Raw genomic sequence first — 24,825 nt, 5'->3', positions numbered from 1 at the left:
AAGAAGATACCAATGTTTACCAAGCATTCCGTCGAGATCGACTGGGGTGGACGTCCCCTCAAGCTGGAAACCGGCAAGATCGCGCGCCAGGCTGACGGCGCCGTCGTCGCCACCTATGGCGAGACCGTCGTGCTCGCGACTGTCGTCGCCGCCAAGTCGCCGCGCGAGGGCGTCGACTTCCTGCCGCTGACTGTCGACTATCAGGAAAAGACCTACGCTGCCGGCCGCATCCCCGGCGGCTATTTCAAGCGCGAGGGCCGTCCGACCGAGAAGGAGACGCTGGTCTCCCGCCTGATCGACCGCCCGATCCGCCCGCTGTTCGTCGATGCCTGGCGCAATGAGACCCAGGTCATCGTGACCGTGCTGTCGCACGACATGGAGAACGATCCCGATATCGTGGCGCTGGTCGCCGCGTCGGCCGCGCTGACGCTGTCGGGCGTGCCGTTCAAGGGCCCGATCGGCGCGGCCCGCGTCGGCTTCGCCAATGACGAATACATCCTCAATCCGACCCTCGACGAGATGGCCGACACCCAGCTCGACCTCGTCGTCGCCGGCACCTCCGACGCCGTGCTGATGGTGGAATCGGAGGCCAAGGAGCTCAACGAGGACATCATGCTCGGCGCGGTGATGTTCGGTCACCGCCACTTCCAGCCGGTGATCAACGCGATCATCGATCTGGCCGAGAAGGCCGCCAAGGAGCCGCGCGACGTCGCTGTCATCGACAACGGCGCAATCGAGAAGGAAATGCTGGGCGTCGCCGAGCAGGACCTGCGCAAGGCCTATGCGATCCCGGTCAAGCAGGAGCGCTATGCCGCCGTCGGCGCCGTCAAGGAAAAGGTGATGGCGCACTTCTTCCCGGAAGGCGCCGAGCCGAAATACGACAAGCTCCGCCTCTCCGGCGTGTTCAAGGAGCTGGAAGCCAAGATCGTTCGCTGGAACATCCTGGACACCGGCAAGCGCATCGACGGCCGCGACGCCAAGACCGTGCGCAACATCGTCTGTGAGGTCGGCGTGCTGCCGCGCGCCCACGGCTCGGCGCTGTTCACCCGCGGCGAGACCCAGGCGCTGGTCGTGACCACGCTCGGCACCGGCGAGGACGAGCAGTACATCGACGCGCTGTCGGGAACCTACAAAGAGACGTTCCTGCTGCACTACAACTTCCCTCCCTACTCGGTCGGTGAGACCGGTCGTCTCGGCGGCACCAAGCGCCGCGAGATCGGCCACGGCAAGCTGGCCTGGCGCGCGATCCATCCCGTGCTGCCGCCGCACCACGAGTTCCCCTACACCACGCGCGTGGTGTCGGAGGTGACCGAGTCGAACGGCTCGTCGTCGATGGCCTCGGTCTGCGGCGCCTCGCTGGCGCTGATGGATGCCGGCGTGCCGTTGAAGCGTCCGACCGCGGGCATCGCGATGGGCCTGATCCTCGAGGACAAGCGCTTCGCCGTTCTCTCCGACATCCTCGGCGACGAGGACCATCTCGGCGATATGGACTTCAAGGTCGCCGGCACCGAGAGCGGCATCACCTCGCTGCAGATGGACATCAAGATCGAGGGCATCACCGAGGAGATCATGCGGGTTGCGCTGGGCCAGGCCCGCGAAGGCCGCATCCACATCCTGGGTGAGATGTCCAAGGCGCTGACCGCAGCCCGCGCCGAGCTCGGCGAATACGCGCCGCGCATCGAGACCTTCAAGATCCCGACCGACAAGATCCGCGAAGTGATCGGCACCGGCGGCAAGGTGATCCGCGAGATCGTCGAGAAGACCGGCGCCAAGGTCAATATCGAGGACGACGGCACCGTGAAGGTTGCCTCCAACGACGGCGAGGCGATGAAGGCCGCCATCAAGTGGATCAAGTCGATCGCCTCCGATCCGGAGATCGGCCAGATCTATGACGGCACTGTCGTCAAGGTGATGGAGTTCGGCGCGTTCGTGAACTTCTTCGGCACGCGCGACGGTCTCGTCCACATCTCGCAGCTCGCCGACAAGCGCGTGCAGAAGACCACCGACGTCGTCAAGGAAGGCGACAAGGTCAAGGTCAAGCTGCTCGGCTTCGACGATCGCGGCAAGACCCGGCTGTCGATGAAGGCCGTCGACCAGACCACCGGCGAGGACCTCGAAGCCAAGCAGAAGGCCGACGGCGGCGCCGAGACGCCGCGCGAAGCCGCCGGCGAATAGCCCAGCGACCACTCGTCACATCAGCAGAGGGCGGCTTTCAAGCCGCCCTTTTTTGTTGTCCATTTGACCGGCGCGGCGTTGTCGCTGCGAGTGCCAGAAGCAATCCAGGACCGAGCGACGCATTCCGCATTGCTTCGGGGCGTCCTCGCAATGACGTCTGATCGAGAGGTCAGGTCCTCGCCGCAACTCGATTCAGGTCTGAGCCCATGCACAAACCGGTCATCCGCCCCGCCCGCCCAGATGAATACGACGCCATCGCCCAACTCTGGATGGAGAGCTGGTGCTCGACCGGGCTGGAGACGCCGAGTGATAAACTGCTCGTCTTCCTGAAGGAGCGCGTGCCGCGCGAGGTTGCCGGCGGCTGGAGCCTCTATGTCGCCGATGACGGCGGCCGGCTCGCCGCGATGCTCGCGATCAATGTGCCCAGGCTCTATCTCGACCAGCTGATGATCGCGCCCTCCCATCAGGGGCACTCGCTCGGCCGGCGCCTGCTCGCCTTCACCCGCGCGCTGCTGCCCGACGAAATCTGGCTGCGCTGCGCCGAAGGCAATGAGAAGGCTTGGCGCTGGTACGAGCGCGAAGGCTTCGTGCTGGAGAAAGAGGAGGCCGACGCGGTGCATGGCCGGATGATGAAATATTATCGCTGGAAGCAGGCCGACCGGCCGCCCGGCGATTAATCGCATCGCGTGCACGAGCGGCCGATCTCGCGTGTCGCCGAGAAATTATTGCGTCAGCATTCCAGGGCGGACTAGGTTTCGGGTTCCCGGCGGCTCCGCCGTTCTCGAACCGCACCGTTGTCCGTATCGCTCATGCTGATTCGCAACCTCACGCTCGCCGCTCTCGCCTTTGCTTTCGCCCACGCGGCCTCGGCCCAGGCGCCGTCAACACCCGTTCAATCCGCGAAGCCGCCGGCCGCCGCCAAGAAGCCGGCCGGCAGGAAGCCAGCCGCGAAGCCTGCTGCGGCCACTGAAAGCGGCCCCTGTCGCCTCGGGGTAATTTCCGTTCTTGGAGACCAGCTGACGGTCAATAAGTTCGGTATCACCGTGTTCGAAATCGAAGAGACCGAGGTAACCGTCCAAGGCTGGGGACTGGATGACCTGGTGATGGCGCGCGTGCGCGCGGCAACCGGCGGCGATCCCACCGTGCGGAGGGTCGGCTATCCCAGGGACGCGTTCGAGCCGTACTACCATCCGAAATCACGATTCCTGCCCGATCCGAAGGAGAGCCTGACCTCGATCGTTCGCGACGTGACCACGAATACGAACTGCGCGCGTTACCTCGTCGTGACCACGTTCGAGGGCAAGATTCCCGGCACCAACCTGGTGCTCAAGGGCATCGGCGCCTACAATCAGGGCGTCGGGTCTGTCCTCAGGCACTCGCACCTGTTTGCGAATGTCAACATCACGCTGGTTGACGGCAACTCCTTTGAGAGGGTCAGCTCGTTTTCGGCTGACACCGGCGCCAGGCTCGCCGAGAGCATGAGGATCATGGAAGATCCGCTCAATAAGCTCGACAATGCCGATTTCCCCGACCCTCTCGCGGCCGCGGCGAGCAGCGTCGTGCTGCGCGAGCGGCTGCGGACACTGGTCGCGGCGAAACTCGATCGCGATCTGCCGAGCTATCTGAAGGTCGAATGACGCAAGCGGCTGGATCTCCATGTTAGGGCGATTCCCGCCCTCTTCGATACACCCTCACGAACGAGACCTCGTCATGCATGCTCTGCGCCGCCTCGTGCCGCTGCTCCTCGCCTTCGTCTGGTCGTGCACGGACGCGTCGGCGCAGTCACAGCCTGCGCCGAATGCCGCGCCACCTGCAAAGAGTGCGATCAAGAAAGCGGTGGGTGCGAATGCCAGGCCGGCCACAGCTGCGATAGGGGCGAGTGGACCGTGCGACACCGGTTTGATCGCCGCTGTCGGCGACGTCTTCACGGTGCAGAACAACGGCATCACGCAACTCGGCGGGGACTACGCGGAAGTCCCCGTATCGTGGGGCTTCGACGACCTGATCTATGCGCGGGCGAGGGCCGCAGGCGGTGACAATGTTCGTCGCATTGCTGTTCCGAAGGGAGCGTTCGATCCGCTCTATCAGTCGACCTCGATCTCCGACGAGAACCACAAGCTGCCGGTCATCGTCAGGAGGGTGGCGGGCTCGGCGGGCTGCGGGCGCTATCTCGTGGTCACGCGCCGGAGCGGTAAAGAGCCATCGACCTACGACATCGTATCGGGGATCGGGGTGGTCAGCCGGGTGGCGGGGCTCGTCAAATACACGCACGTATTCGTCATGCTCGACATTCAGCTATTCGATGGCGCGACATTCGAGAAGCGCGATCCTCCGGCCAGCTCAAAGAGCTTCTTGACGGGTCTGACATCCGGGATGGGCCCACCATCCCACGCGGGCGACGTCGACAATTCCGCTTTTCCCGCAACGCCGGCGGACGCCGCCAACAACACCGTGTTGCGCGACATGGCGCGGTCGATGCTGAAGTTTCGGCTGGACCAGGCACTGCCGGCCTATTTCGGGCGTGAATAGATCGGCTCGTCCACACCGACCCTGACTGTGATCCAGGCGCTCGCGTCGCACGCATCGAAGGGCCGTGATTGGCTGGGGACGATCACAGCCTGATCTTCAGCACCGCATGCCCCGATTGCTGGAGGAGGCCCGACGACGTGGCGTTGATGCCGTAGCGAACGCTGACGTCGAGCCGGTCGTTGCCGGCGGCGACAAGGCCGAATCCGGCCGAATAGATCCAGGGCGACAGGCCAAGGCCATTGGTGGCGAAGCGCTCGCCGCCGCCGGAGAAGGCCGCGCCGATCTGGAGTCTCTGGTTGAGCGCGTTGTAGCCGGCGCCGATATCGCCAGTCAGATGCACCTGCTTTGCAAGCTGGTAGACGGCTTTCATCCCGGCGGTCGCAATGAGCTCCTGATACGTCTGCGGGTCGACGTTGAGGCTGAATCCGCCGGCGCCGCTTTCGCGGTAGGAGCCGCTGCGAACGGTGCCATAGTCGAGGTGGAGTGACGGGATGAGAGCGAGACCGCCCTGAAGCGGAACGTGTGTCTTGAGACCTGCGCCAGCGTGACCGGTATAGGAGCGGTAGCTCCCGCCGGCGGACGTGCCCATGAAGTTCAACGAGCGGCTTTCGCCGTTGTCATTCAGTCCACCATCGAACTGATAGTCCAGCGTCACGTCGCGGCTGATCACATAGGCGCCATAGAGTCCCAGCTGATAGGACGCGACGCCGAGACGGTTCGGCACGGCGTCATCACTTCCGGTGATGGCCTGGCGCGAAACCGCGAACGTGCCGCCAATGAGGGCGCGTCGCGAGAGCGCGGCGTCAGCGCCGAATGCCACACCGCCGCCGGAAGCGTTGTAACCTGGAACTCCGTCTCGCCCCGCCTGCCGCGCGGCGACGCCGAGAGGCTGGATCCAGACAGCACGGCCGGACGCAGCACCAACGCCGCCGACATCATCGAGCCGATCCATCATGGTTTGCCCAAAGGCGCGCTGCGTGACGTAGGCCGCCTGCGCGGCCGCGCCGGTCAGCACCGGCAGGGTCTGCTTGACCGCGGTGGCGAGCGCAGGTCCGCTCAGATTGTCGAGCGCAGCAAAGCCGGGCGCCATCGACCCGCTCCAGCCGAGCGACGTCGCGGACAACCGGTAGAGCACCTCAGCCGCTTCGAGACCGACGCGGCCGCCCTGGGCCCGGAGCGTTTCGGCATAGGGCTGGATCAGCGACATGGTCGCCGCACCTCCGGTCAGTTTTCCCGTGAGATCGTAGCTCGAAGTCACCATCTGCGCCTGCGAGGCATCGCCGCTGGCCGCGCCATAGAGGCTTGTCAGGTTGCCGCGCGACAGGGTGTTGAACAGCACGCGGCCTTCCGGCGTCACCGAACCGAGCAGCGTGAAGCCCGCACCAGTGCTGCCGCCTGGCGCGAGGCCGGCGCCCCAGAAATAGCCGTTCTGATAGTCGGTGATGACGAAGCGCCCGGGGGCCTGGGTGCCGAACAAAGTCGGGCTGACGATCCGCCACGGCGTGCCGGCCGTCCATGCCCATTGCGGCACCGAATTGGCGGGCACGGGCGCGGACGGCGGCGGCGTGAAGGTCGCGGGATCATAGGGCAGCATGTAGGCCCAATGCGTCACCAGTAAACTGTCGCCGGTGATCATCTGCATTTCCATGCTGGACACGCCATTGACCGTGCGCATGGTGCCGAGACCGACGGTCACCGTGCCACCTCCGATGGGCGTGAACAGCATGGTGATCTGCCCGCTCGTCGTCACGAAGCCCTGGATCGTCGAGGTGTCGGTCAGCAGTGCCGGTCCGATCCTGAGCTGCGCGACGCTCGTCCCGGTGAAAGCGCCGTTGGTCGCCGTCCCCAGGGTCCACAAGGTCTGATCGCCGATGGGGATCGGGTTCAAGAAGCCGGCCTTGGGCGACATGTAGGCGAGCAGCTGTGCCGTCGGCACATACCAATTCGTATTGGAGATCGTGGAATCCCAGATCGTCGACTGGGCCTGCGCGGGCGCTGCGCGTCCTGCCGCGCACGCAACGCCGATCACCGCACACAAGGTAATGACCTCGATCTTGAAACGCAGCATCGCCGATCGCCCCCACGATTGTCTCGCTGCCGGCGCGACCGGCTGGCTGACCATCGTGGCCGAAGCACCGGCTCGATGCGTTCACCCCATCATCGGGGGAGAACCTAGTCGCCAGGGTTGCGCAAACATCGCCTGAGTATCCTGGGGAGTGGCGGGATTCAATTGTGACAAATTGGGTGGATCGCAAGAAGCGCTATAGCGACTAACCGCGCCGGTCGGCGGGTCTCGATCATGAGCCCGTCAAACGAAGCCGGATCATGATCGCATGTCGACGATTGTGCAGCTCTTCGTGCAAATGCTGACGCCGGAAACGAGTTGGACTACTCCGCCTTGAGATCCTCGGGCCGCGGCATCGAGATCACGTTGTAGCCGGAGTCGACGTAGTGGATCTCTCCGGTGACGCCGCCAGACAGGTCCGAGAGCAGATAGAGCGCAGAGCCGCCGAGCTCCTCCAGGGTCACGCCGCGACCGAGCGGTGAATGCTTCTGCTGGAACGCGAACATGAAGCGGGCATCGCCGATGCCGGAGCCCGCAAGTGTCCGCACCGGGCCGGCCGAGATCGCATTGACGCGGACGCTGTGCCGGCCGTAATCGGCGGCGAGGTAACGCACCGACGCTTCGAGCGCGGCCTTGGCCACACCCATCACATTGTAGTTCGGCATCACGCGGTTGGAGCCGTCGAAGGTCAGCGTGATCATGCTGCCGCCGGTCTCCGGCATCAGCTCGGCGGCGCGCTTGGCGATCTCGGTGAAGGAGAAACAGGAGATCAGCATCGTACGCGCAAAATTCTCGCGCGAGGTATCGGCATAACGGCCCTTGAGCTCGTTCTTGTCGGAGAAGGCCACGGCATGGACCAGAAAGTCGAGGCCGCCCCAGGCCGCGCGTAGCGCTGCGAACACGCTATCGACACTGGCGATGTCCTCGACGTCGCAGGGCAGCACCTGCTTGACGCCGAGCTCGTCGGCGAGCGGACGCACGCGCTTGCCGAGCGCATCGCCCTGATAGGTGAAGGCCATCTCGGCGCCATGCGCAGCCAGTGTCTTGGCGATGCCCCAGGCGATCGAATGGTCATTGGCGATGCCCATGACCAGACCGCGCTTGCCTGTCATCAGACCCTGCATGCTCACTCTCCTTCGTCATGCCGGGACCCGACCCAGCCAAGATGATCGTCTCGCTCCACAGACGCCGATAGCCGGACATCGGTGCGAAAATGTTTCGCGCTGTTGTCCGGCATCACGCCGACGAAACCAGTCCTGTCGGAAATCTTAAGCGTCGAGGTGCTTGAAGACCAGCGTCGCGTTGGTGCCGCCGAAGCCGAACGAATTCGACAGCACGGCGCCGAGCTTGGCGTTGTCGATGCGCTTGCGCACGATCGGCATGTCGGCAAACGCGGGATCTAGCTCGGTGATGTTGGCGCTCTCGCAGATGAAGCCGTTCTTCATCATCAGCAGCGAGTAGATCGCCTCCTGGACGCCGGTGGCGCCGAGCGAATGTCCGGTCAACGCCTTCGTCGCGGCGATCGGCGGGCATTTCTCACCGCGGCCGAACACCTTGCGGATCGCCTCCATTTCCGGCGGATCGCCGGCGGGCGTGGAGGTCGCATGCGGATTGATGTAGTCGATCTTGGTCTTCACGGTCGACAGCGCAAGCTGCATGCAGCGCTCAGCGCCTTCGCCCGACGGCGCAACCATGTCGTAGCCGTCCGAGGTTGCGCCGTAGCCCACGATCTCGCCATAGATCTTGGCGCCGCGCGCCTTGGCGTGCTCAAGCTCTTCCAGCACCACGACGCCGGCGCCGCCGGCGATCACGAAGCCGTCACGCGTCACGTCGTAGGGCCGCGACGCGGTCGCGGGCGTCTCATTGTGCTTGGACGACATCGCGCCCATCGCGTCGAACAGCACCGACAGGGTCCAGTCCAGCTCCTCGCAGCCGCCGGCGAACATCACGTCCTGCTTGCCGTACTGGATCATCTCATAGGAATTGCCGATGCAGTGATTGGAGGTCGCGCAGGCCGACGAGATTGAATAGTTGACGCCCTTGATCTTGAACCAGGTCGCAAGCGTCGCGGAGGCCGTCGACGACATCGCCTTCGGCACTGCGAACGGCCCGACCCGCTTCGGCCCCTTGGTGCGGGTGATGTCGGCGGCCTCGACCAGCGTGCGCGTCGACGGTCCGCCCGAGCCCATGATGATGCCGGTGCGGATATTGGACACGTCGGACGGCTCGAGTCCGGAATCGTGGATCGCCTGCTCCATGGCAACGTGATTCCACGCCGCGCCTTCACCCATGAAGCGCATCGCGCGGCGGTCGACCACCTCTGCCGGATTCAGCGTCGGCGCGCCTTGCACCTGCGAACGGAAACCGAGCTCGGCATATTTCTCGGCGCGGGAGATGCCGGACTTCGCCTCGTACAGGCTCGCCAGCACCTCCTGGGTGTTGTTGCCGATCGACGAGACGATGCCCATGCCCGTGATGACGACCCGCCTCATGATGTCCGCCTCGCCTTGCTCGTATGTTCTGTCGCAGTCACGCCTGCTGCACTGTCTCTGCTCGGGGCCAGCCGGTTCACGCCGGCGCGGAGTCCTGCTTGAACAGGCCGACCTTCAGGTCCTTGGCGCGATAGATAATCTCGCCGTCCATCGAAAGCCACCCGTCGGCGATACCGAGCACCAGCTTTGAGCGCATCACGCGTTTGACGTCGACGTTGTACACAACCTTGCGGGCGGTCGGCAGAACCTGGCCCGAAAATTTCAGATCGCCGAGGCCGAGTGCCCGACCGCGGCCGGCGCCGCCGGTCCAGCCGAGGAAGAAACCGACCATCTGCCACATCGCGTCGAGACCGAGGCAGCCCGGCATGACCGGATCGTTCTTGAAATGGCAGCCGAAGAACCAGAGATCCGGCTTCACGTCGAGCTCGGCACGGACGAAACCCTTGCCGAACTGGCCGCCCGTCTCGCTGATCTCGGCAATGCGATCGAACATCAGCATCGGCGGCAGCGGCAGCTGCGCGTTGCCGGGACCGAACAGCTCCCCGCGGCCGCAGGCCAACAGGTCTTCGTATTCATAACTGCCGCGCCGATCCAGCATGCCTGATGAGCCTTTCTCAACGATCCCAGATGGAAATGTGCCGCGCGACACGACCCCTTCACGCGTCGACCCGTTCGCGCACCGTTTACCGGGCGGCCATCCCGTCGGCGCGACAGCGAAACGATCGCACTTGACGACAATGACCGCCGTCGGCACGCGGCCTTACACTATCGAGGCCAGGAACAGCCGCCGTGACGGCCGGCCGCGCTCGCCATGGCAGGTCAAATCGGGTCCGGGCGCTCTCTAACATAGGAGATTGCGGCGTCAATGCGCGTATCCAGGTAAATCGACGCAGGCGCGGCCTTCGCAACCGGGCCGGGCAGCAGATGCAGTTTAGGGGCGTTCTAGACAGGTTAGTTGCGATAAGCTTGCATCTGAATGGGTTTCTTCCTATATCAGAGATCGGTGAGTGCGAATTCTGCGGTGCTTGAAGTGGACGCGAGCAACAACGCCTCGATCAGTGGTCATGAGCGGGCCAGTCCGGATGGACTGGGGACCGGCCGGCAGCCTGCGCTCAATGGCTGCCCGTGGCACGACGTCAACGAAATGCTGCAGGCGGCGGGTTTGCGCCCGACACGCCAGCGCATGGCTCTGGGCTGGCTGCTGTTCGGCAAGGGCGCGCGGCATCTGACGGCCGAAATGCTGTACGAGGAAGCGACGCTGGCCAAGGTTCCGGTCTCGCTCGCGACCGTCTACAACACCCTGAACCAGCTGACGGACGCCGGCCTGCTGCGCCAGGTCAGCGTCGACGGCACCAAGACCTACTTCGATACCAACGTCACGGCGCATCATCACTTTTATCTCGAGAACAACCACGAGCTGGTCGATATCCCCGATCAGCACCTCGCGCTCTCCAAGCTGCCGGAGGCACCGGAAGGTTACGAGATCGCACGCATCGACATGGTGGTCCGGCTGCGCAAGAAGCGCTGAGCCCTGAGAAGCGGCTTTGAGTGGACCGATGCCCGCGCTTCGCGGGCATTTTCGTGTCGGGAGTACGTCACCATCGCGACCACGGGGCCCGTCCTCCCGGCGGTTCAATTGACCTGCTCGTCGGAATAGACACCCCACAGCCGCTGCTGCTCGATCCAGCCCTCGAAACCATTGCCGAGGACACGGCACCAGCCACTGCTGCATTTCTTGACCTGCGCAATGACGCCGGCCTGGAGCCGCGCCGTCACCGCGCTGGACGGGTCGGAATTCTCATAGACCGCGGCAAGGTCGTCCTTGTTCTTCATCGTGACGACCGCGGTGCGGCGTCCGGACAGGAGCGAGTGGTAGACCCAGCCCTCCGATCCCTCCGAGTCGCGCACTCTCCGCCAGTTTTCATATTCGGCGGTGATCTCGACCGGCAGGCCCGAGCGCGTGTAGACCCAGGCCACGTCATTGTCCTTGGTCGGTCCCGCGCGGACGTTGACGTGGTCCGACTTCAGGCTGACATAGCGCGGCACCGGAAGGCCGCTGGTGGTGAGAACGGAATCCTTCGCGAGGGCCCCGGCGCCGACCGCAGCCTCGAACAGACAGGCCGCGAGCAGCACGACCACACCGAAACGCCCCAACGCCATCGCACTCAACTCACTCTCCCTCGCAAGGATCGCGCCCTCTTCGCGCATACGATCCTTCGCCCGATCCCCATCGAACCGCCCGGCTGCCCCCCTTCGTGCACAGAGAGGGCTTGCCGCATCGTACGTCCTGACCGGCGGTTGGCTTCTTGTCTTGGCCCGGCCTTCTGCTAGACAGGACCGAACACAAGCGGCCAGGAAGCGCCTGAGAATCGCTCGCGAACCCTGTCAGGGACGGATCGGCCCACCGCGAGATCCGACACGACCAGTCCAGGGAAGCGCCCGGCTCCAGGCGACGACGGTAGTTTCGGCGAACCCGGTTAATGAGGTCTGAAGGATCTCATGAGAGCAGCACATGTCAGGTAGGAAAAAGCCCCTCGTCGTAGTGACCCGCAAGCTGCCCGACTCGGTCGAGACGCGCATGCGCGAGCTGTTCGACGCGCGACTTAATCTTGACGACGAGCCGCTGAGTCAGGAGCAACTTGCCGACGCGGTGCGCACGGCGGACGTGCTGGTTCCGACCGTCACCGACCACATCACCGCCGATGTTCTCAATCAGCCCGACTGCAAGCTGCGGCTCATCGCCAATTTCGGCAACGGCGTCGACAATATCGACGTGACCGCTGCAGTGGCGCGCGGCATCACCGTCACCAACACGCCGAAGGTTCTGACCGAGGACACCGCCGACATGACCATGGCGCTGATCCTCGCGGTGCCGCGGCGGCTGATCGAAGGCGCCTCGATCCTGACCGAAGGCAAGAACTGGGCGGGCTGGTCGCCGACCTGGATGCTCGGCCACCGCATCGGCGGAAAGAGACTCGGCATCATCGGCATGGGCCGCATCGGCCAGGCGGTGGCGCGGCGCGCCCGCGCCTTCGGCCTGCAGATCCACTATCACAACCGCCGTCCGGTCGCGCCCGTCATCGCCGATGAACTCGGCGCGACCTACTGGGAGAGCCTCGACCAGATGCTGGCGCGGATGGACATCATCTCGGTGAACTGCCCGCACACGCCGGCGACGTTCCATCTGCTCTCCGCGCGGCGGCTGAAGCTGATCCGAAAAGACGCCTACATCGTCAACACCGCGCGCGGCGAGGTGATCGACGAGGAGACGCTGACGCGGCTGATCGAAGCCGGCGACGTCGCGGGTGCGGGCCTCGACGTGTTCGAGCATGAGCCGGCGGTCAATCCGCGGCTGGTGCGGCTCGCCAAGGCTGGCAAGGTGACGCTGCTGCCGCACATGGGCTCGGCCACGATCGAGGGCCGCGTCGAGATGGGCGAGAAGGTCATCATCAACATCAAGACCTTCCTCGACAGCCACCGGCCGCCGGACCGCGTGCTGCCGAGCATGCTGTAAGCCGATCCGCCAGCCTCTTAGTCGGTGTCGTCGACGCGATCGCGCTGCAGACTTGTCCAGGACGGCAGCGGACTAGGTGTCGAGCCCGTCACCTCATCACAGGTGTCGTCCCGCGAACGCGGGGACCCATACCGCGTGATGTCTGAAACAGGCAGGCCGCACGTTCCGCGCATGTCACCGAATGCGGTGGCTATGGGTCCCGGATCGGCGCCCGCCGACGCTCTCGCGTCGCCGGGCTTGTCCGGGACGACAACAGAGGATCTGGCGCGGTTCTCACCACATTACGGCTTCCGATGCATGCTCAGATCCGCAATCACCGGCCCGTCGCCGTTGAGCGGATTGGCGGGATCGCGGCCGTAGCGCAACGTCTCGAAGCGCATCGTGCGCGCGTCGAGCATCAAGAGCCGGCCGACCAGGCCTTCGCCGAAGCCGACGATCTCGCGGATCGCCTCCAGCGCCATCATCGAGCCCAGCATGCCGGCGAGCGCGCCCATGACACCGGCTTCGGCGCAAGCCGGCACCGTGCCGGGCGGCGGCGGCTCGGGGAACAGGCAGCGATAGGTCGGATTGAATTCGCCCTTCTCATTCGTCTCATGCGCGCGGATCGTCGTCAGCGACGCATCGAAGGTGCCGAGCGCGCCGGTGATCAACGGCCTCGCGGCCAGGAAGCAGGCATCGGAGACGAGATAGCGGGTGTCGAAATTGTCGGAACCATCGAGCACGAGATCATAGGCACCGATCAGATCGAGCGCGTTGTCGGCGTTGAGCCAGGTCCGATGCGCAACGACCGTGACGTGCGGATTGAGCGCGTTGATGCGCTCGGCCGCGCTCTCGACCTTGGGCCTGCCGATATCCGGCGTCGCATGGATGACCTGGCGCTGCAAATTCGACAGCGACACCATGTCATCGTCGACAACACCGATCGTGCCGACACCGGCAGCGGCAAGATACATCAGCGCCGGCGCACCCAGGCCGCCCGCGCCGATCACCAGCACCGAGGCGCGCTTCAGCGCCGCCTGCCCCGGGCCACCGACGTCGCGCAGCACGATGTGGCGGGCATAGCGCTCAAGTTCCTCGTCGCTCAGCATCGTTACCCAACGTCCTTCCGCCGCCACATCGTCGTCAGCCCGGCATGGAAACAGCGGACCTCCCCACTGAACCCTCACCCGATTGTGACCGACCAAGCAGATGTGCTTATTTATGTCAGCTGCAAGAGCTCGGGATTTGTCATGAGACGGCTGGCCACGGCAACACTCATCTGCGCAGGCGTGACCGCTGCCTGTTCGCCGGCGCAAGCGCAAACGACACAGGGCGTCCCGCCCGGCGCCAAGCCCAAGCCGGTGACGACCCAGCCGGTGCGGCCCGGCGTGCAGGCGCCGGCCGATACCGCCAACGCGATGGGACAGGCCGAGCGGCTCGCGCTACAATCCGATCTCGCTTGGATCGGTCAGTATAATGGCGCGATCACCGGCGACGTCAGCGAGCGCATGGTCAACGCGATCAAAGAGTACCAGAAGCTCAAGGGCGGCAAGCCGACCGGCGTGCTCAATCCGCAGGAGCGCGCAGCGCTCGCCGACACGGCGCGCCGCAAGCAGGAGAGCGTCGGCTGGAAGATCGTGACCGAGCCGGTGAGCGGTGCACGGCTCGGCATTCCGACCAAGCTGGTGCCGCAGCAGACCAGCGACGGCAACGGCTCCAAGTGGAGCTCGCCGACAGGAACGGTGCAGGTCACGCTCGCACGGCGCAAGGAAGCCAATCCGACCATGGCCGCGCTGGCCGAGCGCGAGAAGAAGGAGCCGCCGGGCCGCGCTGTCGATTACAGTGTCGTCAAGCCCGATTTCTTCGTGCTGTCCGGCCTGCAGGGCCTGAAGAAGTTCTACATCCGCGGCACCGCCAGGGGTGACGAGGTGCGCATCATGACGATCCTCTACGACCAGGCCACCGAGAATACGGTCGAGGCCGTCGTGATCGCGATGTCGAGCGCCTTCACCGCGTTTCCCGCGCCATCCGCCGCACTGCCGGCGCCCCGCCGCACCGTCGATTACGGCACCGGCATCATCGCGAGTCACGACGGAGCCATCATCACTGATCGCGAGATCACCGATGGCTGCCTCGCCATCGCCGTTCCCGGCTTTGGCCATGCCGACCGGGTCGCCGATGACAAGGAGCATGGGCTGGCGCTGCTCCGCATCTACGGTGCGCGCGGCTTGAAGCCGCTCGCGCTCTCCGGCGGCAACGCGAGATCATCGATCGACATCGTCGGCATTGCCGATCCGCAAAGCCAGGGCGGAGCTGCGGCAATCAGCAGCGTCAAGGCCCAGCTTGCCGCCAATGGCCCGGCTGAAACGTCGCTCGCGCCGGCACCTGGGCTTGGCTTCTCCGGTGCCGCCGCACTGGATGGCGACGGCAAGTTCGTCGGCGTCGCCCTGCTCAAGCCCGGGATGCTCGCCGGCACGGCCTTGATCCCATCGTCACAGGCCGTGATGATCAGCGCCGAAACCACGCGCGCCTTCCTCGCCGCGCACGACGTCAAACCCGACGGTTCCTCACTGGATGCCAAGGCCGCCACGGTGCGCGTGATCTGCGTGCGCAAGTAGCGTACGATTTCAGCACCAGATCAGCTTGCCGTGCAGAGCATCACTTGAATGTCCGAACTTGACCACGAGGCCATCCGCAGCGCCTTGCGGCGGAGCGAAAAGCTCATTGCTGCAGACCTGTCGGACTTCAGCTTCGACGATGAACCTCTGGACTCCGCGCAATTCGAGGACTGCGACGCGGCCTCCACCCGCTTCGTCGGCGGCGAGCTTGCCACGTCGCATTGGACGCGGAGCCGCTTCAACCAGTGCGAATTCGCCAATGTGAACTTGGCAGGCGCACGGTTCGAGGACTGCCGCTTCTTCGACGGCGACAGCGCCAAGGGCTGCACGTTCAGGTTCTGCGACCTGCGCGGCACGACCTTCCGCAATTGCGACCTGATGCTCGCGACGTTCAACGTGTGCGAGCTGTGGGACGTGACGTTTTCCGGCTGCCGGATGTCGGGCGCGACGTTCGAGAAACCGGGCTTTGCATTCCGTTCGACACGACAGACGAAGTCGAAGAAGCCCGTTCGGCTGGCCGGGACCTTCGAGACCTGCAAGATGGACAACGTCGTGCTCCGCGACGCCGACCTGTCCTCGCTCAGGATCATCGACTGCGATTTGTCCGGCGCCGAGCTCCAGGGCACCTCGCTGGTCAACGCTTCACTGCGCGGGAGCAATCTCACCAACGCGGCCTTGCGTCTCGCCGATCTGTCGGGGGCTGACCTTCGCGGCGCCGACCTCTCCGGATTCGACCTTCAGGACATCCAGAGCTTCTCGGGCATGCAGATCTCCGCAAGCCAGCAGCACCATCTGCTGCGCAGCCTGGGCATCGACGTGTTTGCCGACGAGGACTGATGTATTGGAGACACGACCGCCGCCGTCTCGCTCGTCTGCGGGAGACGCCCGCACGGCAACGCGGCGAGCATTTACGCAAAATTAAGCATGTCATTTTACAAAAAATTAAGGGCCCGACGGCGGCCGGCGAGGATCTGATGGGCAGCATCGCGACTGCCCATGATGATGCTCGACGATGCCGAGCGCTCTTCTGCGGCGGGCTGCCGCTCACTTCCTAGCACCTTGCTATCAACTCGGAACGGCTCCCGCCGTAGTCAACCGGTCTGTCCAATCGCAGGCCGGACATGAGATAGTTCGAACAGTTTCTGTCGGCGTGCTGATTCGGACCTCCGCGATCCCTCTCATGTCGGATCGGGCCGGGACTGTCCTGAGCGAGAATAGCTCTGCACCGCGCATCGCGATGCACTCAGCTTTGGCGTTCTCATAAGTTCCGTCAACATCCGAAGGACTGTCTCCCGATGTATACGATCGTTTTGGCCACGCAGAAGGGCGGCAGCGGTAAGAGCACGCTGGCTATCGGTCTCGCCGTGGCTGCGCAGCAGGCTGGCCACAAGGTGCGCGTGATCGAAACCGACCGCCAGGGCACGCTGTCGAAATGGCAGGCGCGCCGCAACGCAGGCGAGCCGATCGTCGAAGCCGTTTACGACGCGAAGATGATCGAGCCGCGCCTCGAAGCGGCGTCGCACGAAGGCGTGACCTTGTGCGTGATCGACACCGGGAGCGGCATCACGGCCTCCACCACCGCCGCGATCCGTCACTGCGATCTGTGCCTGATCCCGGCGCGTCCGAGCGTCGCCGACATCGAAGCCACAGCGCCGACGCTGAGCATCGTGCGTGCCTGGCGCAAACCATTCGCCTTCGTTCTCAACCAGGCGCCGATCCGCGGCGGCCACCGCGTCACCGATGCGACCACCGCACTCGACAGTGACGCGCCGCGCGACATCGCCGAGGTACTGGCCCAGCCCTTCATCATGATGCGCAACGATCACCAGGACGCGCTCGCCGCCGGCCTTGGCGTCAGCGAGTTCGACACCGACGGCAAGTCGGCGCAGGAGATCCGCAGCCTGTGGCGCTGGACCGCGGGCAAGCTCGCCGGCGATCACGTCATGCACGAGGCCGGCGAACTGAAGGAAGCAAGCGAACACGCCGAGGTGGAATTCCCGATCATGCTGGCGCCGCCGTCCGACGAGGCCAAGGTGCCGGCGACGCGCGCGTATCCGACCTGGGCCGACAACGGCATCAACTGGAAGGCCGGACTGTAGACCTGGCCTGCTCGGCCGCCGGCATTCTTCGAGCCCGGGAGATCCTTCAATGCCGAAGCCGGCCGCTCGCCAAACGAGCGGCCGTTTTCGTTACACGCGTGCCATCGGCAAGCATGGCGAGCCGATGCGACCTATTCGGCACGACTATCAACTTTGCGACGCTCGCCTCGGCGTCCGACATTTACAATTGTCACACGAACGTCATAGTCGTTGCTGGACGTAAAAGCTTACGATTCGGGCGGTGGCATTCGAATCGATCCGCTCACGGGCGAACGATCGGTGCTGCCGTCGCGGTGGTCTGCAGTCGGCTTTTGCGGACAAGCAAGGGGTCGCATGATACGCACGATCGTATTGGCCACACAGAAGGGCGGCAGCGGCAAGAGCACGCTGGCGATGGGTCTCGCGGTTGCAGCTCAACAGGCCGGGGAGATCGTGCGCCTGATCGAGACGGATCCTCAGGGCACGCTATCCTACTGGCAGAGTCGACGCGGGCTCGCCGAGCCTTTCGTCGAACCGATTCAGCAGGTCTCGGATATCGGCCGCCGCCTGGACGCCCTGGCGCGCGGCGGCGTGACGCTCGCGGTGATCGACACGTCGAGCGGCATCAACGCCCTGACCCGCGCCGCGATCGACCAGGCCGATCTATGCCTGGTGCCGGCGCGTCCGTGCGTCGCCGACATCGTTGCCTCGGCGCCGACGGTGAAGATCATCCAGAACAGCCGCCGCCGCTTCGCCTTCGTGCTCAACCAGGCGCCACGTCGGGGCCAGCGCGCGAGCGAGGCCGCGAATGCGTTGAGCCAGGGCGATCGCGATCTCGCTGACATCATCGCCAAACCGCTGATCATCCTGCGCAACGATCATCAGGATGCCCTCGCCGCGGGATTGGGCGTCACCGAATTCAACGACGGCGGCAAATCGGCCGAGGAGATCCGGCTGCTTTGGCAATGGATCGAGCAGCGGCTCGGCCAAAGCGACGCATGCCATGCGCTGCGCGCGGCGGGTGCCGAGTCGCGTTCCTTAATGGCCAACGCCGTCGCGCCCCCGCCGAACGAGGCGAGTCTCTCCTGGGACGCCTGCCTGTAAAGCGATCGGCATCACTGCGGGCACAAGGGTCGAGCACCCGTTCTGTTTGCCGGATCGCGCGGCGGCGCGAGATGGGCGTCGGACCACTCACGACCTGCAAGCCTACCGCGATCCGGCCTCCCGCATCTCCAGCTTCTTGATGCGCTCATCGGCACGGCGCAGGCGTCGGCACAGCTCGCGATTGATATTCTGCATCACGATCACATAAGCCTGGATGTCCGCCTTGTAGAACGCATAGAGCGTTTGCGCCGTCAGCTCGTAGAGCACGGTGGGCGTCTCCGCGACCACCGTCGCCGACCTGTTCTGCATTTCCAAGAGCGTCATCTCGCCGAAGAAATCGCCGGGCGCCAGACCTGCCATGCGAAGGATACGCCCGGACTCGACGCGCTCGCTGACCGCGAGCGTGCCGCTGCGTACGATGAACATCGAGCGCCCCGGCTCTCCTTCCGCAAAAACGGGAGCGCCGACCTCGAAGCGGCGCTCGACCAGCATTGAAGCCAACGAGTCGAGGCTCGCGTCCGACAGGCCGCCGAAGAACGGCGTGGCGCGCAGGAATGCTTTCAGATCGGGCGAGCTGACAGCCATGGCGTCAGTATACGCCCGCGCCGGACCGCGACAAGCGGACCGCATGCTGGCGACCGGCGAGGGATCAATCCGCGCCGGATCGTCGTCGGTCGCGTCACCTCTGGCACTTCGGACACCAGAACGTCGAGCGGCCGTTCTGCACGAAGCGCTTCACCACGCCCTCGCATCCTCCGGTGCGGCACGGCTCGCCTTCGCGGTCATAGACCTGGAACGAATGCTGGAAGTAGCCGAGCTCGCCGCTGGTCTGGCGGTGGTCGCGCAGCGACGAGCCGCCGGCGCGGATCGCCTCGTTGAGCACGGTGTGGATCGCCTCGACCAGCCGCTTCGCGTGGTCGGTGGGCTCACCCTTCCTGGTGGCGAGCGTCGCCGCCAGCCGGCGCGGCGACAGGTGCGCGCGGAACAGCGCCTCACAGACATAGATGTTGCCAAGCCCCGCGACGACGCGCTGGTCGAGCAGCGCCGCCTTCAGGCTGGTCTTCTTGTTGGCGCAGGCGCGCGCCAGCATCGCCGCATCGAACGCGTTGCCCAGCGGCTCCGGCCCGAGATCCTTCAGATGCGGTTCGGCATCGAGCTTACCGCGCGCGATGATCTTCATGAAGCCGAAGCGGCGCGGATCGTTGAACACGATCTCGGCGCCGGAGGACATGTGAAACACGACGTGGTCGTGGACGCTGTCCTTGCCGCGCGGATAGTGAAACTCGCCGGGCGTCGTCTCGTGCTCCGGCTTGATCACGCGGAACGAGCCGGACATGCCCAGATGCATCAAGAGCACGTCGCCGGAGCCGAGATCGGCCAAGAGATATTTGGCGCGCCGGCCGAGCCCGGTGACGGTCTGGCCCTGCAGGCGCTTCGCAAAATCGGGCTGGAACGGAAACCGCAGATCGCCGCGCCGGGCCTCGGCGGTGACGATCTTCGCGCCCTCCATGACCGGCTGCAGCCCGCGGCGGACGGTCTCGACTTCGGGCAGCTCAGGCATGCCGGTTCATTCCACCTTTTGCGTCCACGACCATTCACCTTGTCCGGCTGACGTGATAGCGCCTTGGCCGCATCAGCGCTATGGTGCCGTATCGGAGTAAGGGTGATGGATCAGCCGGACCAGACCACTCATTTCGGCTTCAGGGATGTGCCTCTGGGCGAGAAGCAGACGCTGGTGAACGAGGTGTTTCACAGCGTGGCGTCGCGCTATGACGTGATGAACGACCTGATGTCGGGCGGGCTGCACCGCGTCTGGAAGGACATCATGATCAACACGCTGAACCCGCCGAAGAGCGACGCGCCGTTCGCGCTGCTCGACGTGGCCGGCGGCACCGGCGACATCTCCTTTCGCGCCGCCAGGAAGGCGGGCTCAGGCTTCCACGCCACCGTCTGCGACATCAACGGCGACATGCTCGAAGTCGGCCGCCAGCGCGCCTACAAGCTGGGTCTCGACGACCGGGTCGATTTCGTCGAGGGCAATGCGGAGAAGCTCGCCTTTCCCGACCGCTCGTTCGACGCCTATACGATCGCGTTCGGCATCCGCAACGTGCCGCAGATCGAGCTGGCGCTCGCCGAGGCGCATCGCGTGCTCAAGCACGGCGGGCGCTTTTTGTGCCTGGAGTTCTCGACCGTCGAGGTGCCCGGGCTCGACAAGCTTTATGACCTGTTCTCCTTCAACGTGATCCCGCAGCTCGGCCGCGCCGTCACCGGGGACGCCGAGTCCTACCGCTATCTGGTCGAATCGATTCGGCAGTTTCCACGGCCCAGCGCCTTCGCCGAGATGATCTCGGCGGCGGGCTTTGCCCGCACGTCCTGGCAGACCCTCTCCGGTGGCATCGTCGCACTTCATTCCGGCTGGCGTTTGTGATCTCCGCACTCACTCATATTACGCGGCTCGCCCGGGCCGCCTTCGTGTTCGCGCGCGAGGGCGTGTTCGGTGCCGTCGATCCCAGTCTGGCGCCGCCGCCCGGCCAGCTCGCGCTGAAGCTCGCGCGCCTGATCGAGCGGCCCGGCGCCAAGTCCGGACCCCGGCTGTCGCGGGCGCTGGAGCGGATGGGCCCGGCCTATCTCAAGCTCGGCCAGTTCCTGGCGACGCGGCCCGACGTGGTCGGCGTCATCATGGCGCGCGACCTCGAATCGCTGCAGGATCGTCTGCCGCCGTTCCCGCAGGCCGAGGCCGAGGCTGTCATCGCCGCCGCACTCGAACGTCCGATCAGCCAGCTGTTCACGTCTCTCAGCCCTCCGGTCGCGGCGGCGTCGATCGCGCAGGTTCATCGCGGCGAGGTCGAACGCGACGGCATCCGTCACGCCGTCGCGGTCAAGGTGCTCCGGCCCAACGTGGCCGCGCGGTTTCGCCGCGACCTCTCCGACTTCTTCTTCGTGGCCGAGAACGCCGAGGCGCATTCGTCGGAAGCGCGGCGGCTGCGCCTCGTCGAGGTCATCAACACGATGTCGCGCTCGGTCGCGATGGAGATGGATCTCCGTCTCGAAGCAGCCGCGCTGTCGGAGATGGCGGAGAACATCAAGGACGATCCGGACTTCCGCGTGCCCACGGTCGATTGGGACCGCACCGCCAACACCGTGCTGACGATGGAGTGGATCGACGGCATCGCGCTGAACGACCACGTCCGGCTGGCGCAGGCCAATGTCGACCTGCCCGACGTCGGCCGCAAGGTGATCCAGAGCTTCCTGCGCCACGCGCTGCGCGACGGCTTCTTCCACGCCGACATGCACCCCGGCAACCTGTTCCTCGACAAGGAAGGGCGCCTCGTCGCGGTCGATTTCGGCATCATGGGTCGGCTCGGCATGAAGGAGCGGCGCTTCCTCGCCGAAATCCTGCTCGGCTTCATCACCCGCGACTATCGCCGCGTCGCCGAGGTGCATTTCGAGGCCGGCTACGTGCCGCCGCATCATTCGGTGGAGAATTTCGCCCAGGCCATCCGCGCCATCGGCGAGCCGATCCACAACCGCACGGCCGAAGAGATCTCGATGGCCAAGCTGCTGACCCTGCTGCTCGAGGTCACCGGCCTGTTCGACATGCGGACGCGGCCCGAGCTGATCCTGCTGCAGAAGACCATGGTGGTGGTCGAGGGCGTCGCGCGTGGCTTCGATCCCAAGCTCGACATTTGGAAGGTCGCGGATCCCGTCGTGCGCGAATGGATCGAGCGCAATCTCGGACCGATCGGCCGCATCCAGGGCGCGGTGTCCGGGGTCGGCGACCTGGTCCGGCTCAGCGCGACCCTGCCGGTGCTCGCCGCCCGCGCCGCCGCGGTGCTCGAGCACATGGAGACCATGACCCGCGACGGCCTTAGGCTGTCGCCCGAGACCATCGCCGCCATGGGCCGCACCGAAGGCAAGAAGAGCCGCTGGCGCGCGATCGCGCTGTGGGTCATCGCGCTGACCTTCATCGGCATTTTGTTCGCGGTGCTGAGGCTGTGACCATGGTGGAGGCCACGCTCTAAAGGCGGACACGGTGCACCTCTCCCCGCCTGCGGGGAAAGGTCGGATTGCATCGACAGATGCAATCCGGGTGAGGGGTACAGGTCCCTCCACGAACACTTCCCGTGCGTCTGCCCCTCACCCCAGCCCTCTCCCCGTGAAGAACGGGGAGAGGGAGTAGACCACCCCAAGCAGCGACAGCTCGCCTCTGTCACCAGAAACATGATTGCACTGCCTGCAATTCTTGCTAGCATTGCGATCACAACGAAGCCGGGGAGGCGGTGATGGCCAGCCTGACCATCCGCAAGCTCGACGAGTCCTTGAAGACCTATCTGCGCCTGCGCTCCGCGCAGAACGGGCGCTCCGTCGAGGAGGAAGTCCGGGTCATCCTGCGCGCGCTGATCGAGCCGGTCGATCCCTCCGAGCCGCCGACGCACCCGCCTGAACCGACGGCGCTGCCCGAGGTCCCGCAGCCCGGCCAAGCCCGAGAGGCCCGCGTCACCCTGATCATCGGCGGCGGCATCGCGGCGTACAAATCGCTCGACCTGATCCGGCGCCTCAAGGAGCGCCACATCCGCGTTCGCTGCGTGCTGACCAAGGCCGCGACACAGTTCGTGACCGAGCTCGCGGCGAGCGCGCTCGCCGGCGACCGCGTTTTCACCGATCTGTTCGACGCGCGCAGCGAGTTCGACGTCGGCCACATCCGGCTGGCGCGCGACTGCGACCTGATCGTGGTGGCGCCGGCCACCGCCGACCTGATGGCCAAGATGGCGCACGGCCACGCCGACGACCTCGCCAGCGCCGTGCTGCTCGCAGCGAGCCGGCCGATCCTGCTGGCGCCGGCCATGAACCCGATGATGTGGAGCAACCCGGCGACCCGCCGCAACGCCGCGACGTTGCAGCGCGACGGCATCCAGATGATCGGGCCGAACGCGGGAGAGATGGCCGAGAAAGGCGAGGCCGGTGTCGGCCGCATGGCCGAGCCGATCGAGATCGCCGAGACCGTGGTGCGCCTGCTGAAGCCGGCCGTGCCGCAACCGCTCGCAGACAAGCGCGTGCTGATCACGGCGGGCCCGACGCACGAGCCGATCGATCCGGTGCGCTACATCGCCAACCGCTCCTCCGGCAAGCAGGGCTATGCGATCGCCGCCGCGGCGCAGGCCGCGGGCGCCGACGTGCGGCTGATCTCCGGTCCGGTCGAGCTTTCCGACCCCAGGGGCGTCTCCGTCACCCATGTCGAATCGGCGCGGCAAATGCTGGAGGCGGTCGCGGCCGAGCTGCCGGCCGACGTCGCGATCTTCGCTGCGGCCGTCGCCGACTGGCGCGTCGCCAACGAAGGCGGCCAGAAGCTGAAGAAAACGGACAAGACGATCCCGCCGTTGCAGCTGGTCGAGAACCCGGACATTCTCGCCACCATCTCGAAACTGAAAGAGAAGCGCCCCGGTCTGGTGATCGGCTTCGCCGCCGAGACCGAGCATCTGATCGACAACGCGAAAGCCAAGTTCGCGCGCAAGGGCTGCGACTGGATCGTCGCCAACGACGTCTCGCCGGCCACGGGCGTGATGGGCGGTGATCGCAACACCGTGCATCTCTTGACGCGCGACGCCGACGGCGTCCATGTCGCGTCGTGGCCGATCATGACCAAGGACGAGGTTGCGACCGCGCTGGTCGCCGAGATCGCCAAGCAACTGACCAAGCCGACAGGACCTGCTGCGTGACACAGACGATTGCCATCGACGTTCAAATCCTGCCGCATGGCGAAGGCCTGCCGCTGCCGGCCTATCAGACCCCGCATGCCGCCGGCCTCGATCTGCTCGCCGCGGTTCCCGCCGATGCGCCGCTGGTGCTCGCGCCCGGCAGCCACGCGATGGTGCTGACCGGACTCTCGATCGCGCTGCCCGCCGGCTACGAGGCGCAGGTGCGGCCGCGCTCCGGCTTGGCCGCGCGTCACGGCGTCACCGTGCTGAACTCACCTGGTACCGTCGATGCGGACTATCGCGGCGAGGTCTGTGTGCTCCTGATCAATCACGGCAAGGAACCGTTTACGATCCGCCGCGGCGAGCGCATCGCGCAGATGGTGATCGCCACCGTCGCGCGCGCCGAGCTCAGTATCGTCACGTCGCTGTCGTCGACGGCGCGCGGAAGCGGCGGTTTCGGCTCGACGGGTCGTTGAAACACGGGCCCGCCACCGTTCCGACTCGAAAGCGCCGATCGACGAACGCATTTTACTGTTGCGCAACCATCGTTCACGGTCTGGACTCTTACCGCTGGA

22 protein-coding genes are annotated in these 24,825 nt (G+C 65.5%); 14 read left to right on the top strand and 8 right to left on the bottom strand.

What is annotated here, in order from left to right; translation table 11 throughout:
• Nucleotides 1-12 precede the first annotated feature (12 nt).
• From pnp to LQG66_RS23390, 4 genes are all read left to right on the top strand, one after another.
• Entirely contained in the window at nucleotides 13-2,175 is a 2,163-nt protein-coding gene (gene pnp, locus LQG66_RS23405; protein WP_231318024.1) for a polyribonucleotide nucleotidyltransferase, read from the top strand.
• A gap of 206 nt (nucleotides 2,176-2,381) precedes the next feature.
• The gene (locus LQG66_RS23400) at nucleotides 2,382-2,852 is read left to right on the top strand and encodes a GNAT family N-acetyltransferase (RefSeq protein WP_231318023.1); all 471 of its coding nucleotides are present in this window, start codon (nucleotides 2,382-2,384) and stop codon (nucleotides 2,850-2,852) included.
• Nucleotides 2,853-2,969: 117 nt separating this feature from the next.
• Entirely contained in the window at nucleotides 2,970-3,812 is an 843-nt protein-coding gene (locus tag LQG66_RS23395) for a hypothetical protein (RefSeq protein WP_231318022.1), read from the top strand.
• A gap of 73 nt (nucleotides 3,813-3,885) precedes the next feature.
• Entirely contained in the window at nucleotides 3,886-4,704 is an 819-nt protein-coding gene (locus LQG66_RS23390) for a hypothetical protein (RefSeq protein WP_231318021.1), read from the top strand.
• A gap of 82 nt (nucleotides 4,705-4,786) precedes the next feature.
• On the opposite strand, the gene LQG66_RS23385 is transcribed toward LQG66_RS23390, so the two are convergent.
• The 4 genes from LQG66_RS23385 to fabA form a co-directional block, all read right to left on the bottom strand.
• Complete coding sequence (locus LQG66_RS23385; protein WP_231318020.1) at nucleotides 4,787-6,772, bottom strand: autotransporter family protein; 1,986 nt, start codon at nucleotides 6,770-6,772, stop codon at nucleotides 4,787-4,789.
• 320 nt (nucleotides 6,773-7,092) lie between these two features.
• Complete coding sequence (fabI, locus tag LQG66_RS23380) at nucleotides 7,093-7,893, bottom strand: enoyl-ACP reductase FabI (protein WP_231318019.1); 801 nt, start codon at nucleotides 7,891-7,893, stop codon at nucleotides 7,093-7,095.
• Nucleotides 7,894-8,037: 144 nt separating this feature from the next.
• Entirely contained in the window at nucleotides 8,038-9,261 is a 1,224-nt protein-coding gene (fabB, locus tag LQG66_RS23375; RefSeq protein ID WP_231318018.1) for a beta-ketoacyl-ACP synthase I, read from the bottom strand.
• A gap of 76 nt (nucleotides 9,262-9,337) precedes the next feature.
• Nucleotides 9,338-9,859 (bottom strand): 3-hydroxyacyl-[acyl-carrier-protein] dehydratase FabA, encoded by a 522-nt coding sequence (gene fabA, locus LQG66_RS23370; RefSeq protein ID WP_231318017.1) that lies wholly within the window; start codon nucleotides 9,857-9,859, stop codon nucleotides 9,338-9,340.
• A gap of 456 nt (nucleotides 9,860-10,315) precedes the next feature.
• Here fabA and irrA point away from each other — a divergent pair, with 456 nt between their 5' ends.
• Nucleotides 10,316-10,789, top strand: coding sequence for an iron response transcriptional regulator IrrA (gene irrA, locus LQG66_RS23365; RefSeq protein ID WP_425601354.1), 474 nt, complete (start codon nucleotides 10,316-10,318; stop codon nucleotides 10,787-10,789).
• Nucleotides 10,790-10,893: 104 nt separating this feature from the next.
• On the opposite strand, the gene LQG66_RS23360 is transcribed toward irrA, so the two are convergent.
• Complete coding sequence (locus tag LQG66_RS23360; protein WP_231327906.1) at nucleotides 10,894-11,421, bottom strand: SH3 domain-containing protein; 528 nt, start codon at nucleotides 11,419-11,421, stop codon at nucleotides 10,894-10,896.
• Between the two features lie 352 nt (nucleotides 11,422-11,773).
• On the opposite strand from LQG66_RS23360, the gene LQG66_RS23355 reads away from it, so the two are divergent.
• A complete protein-coding gene (locus LQG66_RS23355; protein ID WP_231318016.1) occupies nucleotides 11,774-12,775 on the top strand; it encodes a 2-hydroxyacid dehydrogenase in 1,002 nt (333 codons plus the stop codon).
• A 281-nt stretch (nucleotides 12,776-13,056) separates the two neighbouring features.
• Here LQG66_RS23355 and LQG66_RS23350 read toward each other — a convergent pair whose 3' ends face one another.
• On the bottom strand, nucleotides 13,057-13,863 hold the full coding sequence (locus tag LQG66_RS23350; RefSeq protein ID WP_231318015.1) for a HesA/MoeB/ThiF family protein: 807 nt from the start codon (nucleotides 13,861-13,863) through the stop codon (nucleotides 13,057-13,059).
• A gap of 141 nt (nucleotides 13,864-14,004) precedes the next feature.
• On the opposite strand from LQG66_RS23350, the gene LQG66_RS23345 reads away from it, so the two are divergent.
• From LQG66_RS23345 to LQG66_RS23330, 4 genes are all read left to right on the top strand, one after another.
• Entirely contained in the window at nucleotides 14,005-15,372 is a 1,368-nt protein-coding gene (locus LQG66_RS23345; RefSeq protein WP_231318014.1) for a serine protease, read from the top strand.
• Between the two features lie 48 nt (nucleotides 15,373-15,420).
• Nucleotides 15,421-16,209, top strand: coding sequence for a pentapeptide repeat-containing protein (locus LQG66_RS23340; protein ID WP_231318013.1), 789 nt, complete (start codon nucleotides 15,421-15,423; stop codon nucleotides 16,207-16,209).
• A gap of 458 nt (nucleotides 16,210-16,667) precedes the next feature.
• Complete coding sequence (locus tag LQG66_RS23335) at nucleotides 16,668-17,471, top strand: ParA family protein (RefSeq protein ID WP_231318012.1); 804 nt, start codon at nucleotides 16,668-16,670, stop codon at nucleotides 17,469-17,471.
• 333 nt (nucleotides 17,472-17,804) lie between these two features.
• Nucleotides 17,805-18,554: a nucleotide-binding protein gene (locus tag LQG66_RS23330; RefSeq protein ID WP_425601239.1), complete on the top strand. Its 750-nt coding sequence runs from the start codon at nucleotides 17,805-17,807 to the stop codon at nucleotides 18,552-18,554.
• 102 nt (nucleotides 18,555-18,656) lie between these two features.
• Here the strand turns inward: LQG66_RS23330 and LQG66_RS23325 are convergent, their stop codons facing one another.
• Together LQG66_RS23325 and mutM are read right to left on the bottom strand one after the other, a co-directional pair.
• Nucleotides 18,657-19,139 carry a Crp/Fnr family transcriptional regulator gene (locus LQG66_RS23325; RefSeq protein WP_231318011.1) on the bottom strand — a complete coding sequence of 161 codons (483 nt, stop codon included), beginning with the start codon at nucleotides 19,137-19,139 and terminating at the stop codon, nucleotides 18,657-18,659.
• A 94-nt stretch (nucleotides 19,140-19,233) separates the two neighbouring features.
• On the bottom strand, nucleotides 19,234-20,115 hold the full coding sequence (gene mutM / locus LQG66_RS23320) for a bifunctional DNA-formamidopyrimidine glycosylase/DNA-(apurinic or apyrimidinic site) lyase (protein WP_231318010.1): 882 nt from the start codon (nucleotides 20,113-20,115) through the stop codon (nucleotides 19,234-19,236).
• Nucleotides 20,116-20,220: 105 nt separating this feature from the next.
• On the opposite strand from mutM, the gene ubiE reads away from it, so the two are divergent.
• The 4 genes from ubiE (at nucleotide 20,221) to dut (ending at nucleotide 24,726) form a co-directional block, all read left to right on the top strand.
• Nucleotides 20,221-20,982: a bifunctional demethylmenaquinone methyltransferase/2-methoxy-6-polyprenyl-1,4-benzoquinol methylase UbiE gene (ubiE, locus tag LQG66_RS23315; RefSeq protein ID WP_231318009.1), complete on the top strand. Its 762-nt coding sequence runs from the start codon at nucleotides 20,221-20,223 to the stop codon at nucleotides 20,980-20,982.
• Nucleotides 20,979-22,553 carry a 2-polyprenylphenol 6-hydroxylase gene (ubiB, locus tag LQG66_RS23310; RefSeq protein WP_231318008.1) on the top strand — a complete coding sequence of 525 codons (1,575 nt, stop codon included), beginning with the start codon at nucleotides 20,979-20,981 and terminating at the stop codon, nucleotides 22,551-22,553. Before ubiE ends, ubiB begins: the two co-directional genes overlap by 4 nt.
• Nucleotides 22,554-22,837: 284 nt before the next feature.
• A complete protein-coding gene (gene coaBC, locus LQG66_RS23305; protein ID WP_231318007.1) occupies nucleotides 22,838-24,271 on the top strand; it encodes a bifunctional phosphopantothenoylcysteine decarboxylase/phosphopantothenate--cysteine ligase CoaBC in 1,434 nt (477 codons plus the stop codon).
• On the top strand, nucleotides 24,268-24,726 hold the full coding sequence (gene dut / locus LQG66_RS23300; protein ID WP_231318006.1) for a dUTP diphosphatase: 459 nt from the start codon (nucleotides 24,268-24,270) through the stop codon (nucleotides 24,724-24,726). Before coaBC ends, dut begins: the two co-directional genes overlap by 4 nt.
• Nucleotides 24,727-24,825: the final 99 nt, after the last annotated feature.

It is taken from the genome of Bradyrhizobium ontarionense (assembly GCF_021088345.1).
GTDB lineage: Bacteria > Pseudomonadota > Alphaproteobacteria > Rhizobiales > Xanthobacteraceae > Bradyrhizobium > Bradyrhizobium ontarionense.
The sequence above is the reverse complement of the archived record's forward strand: the minus strand, read 5'-3'. Positions and strand labels throughout refer to the sequence as shown.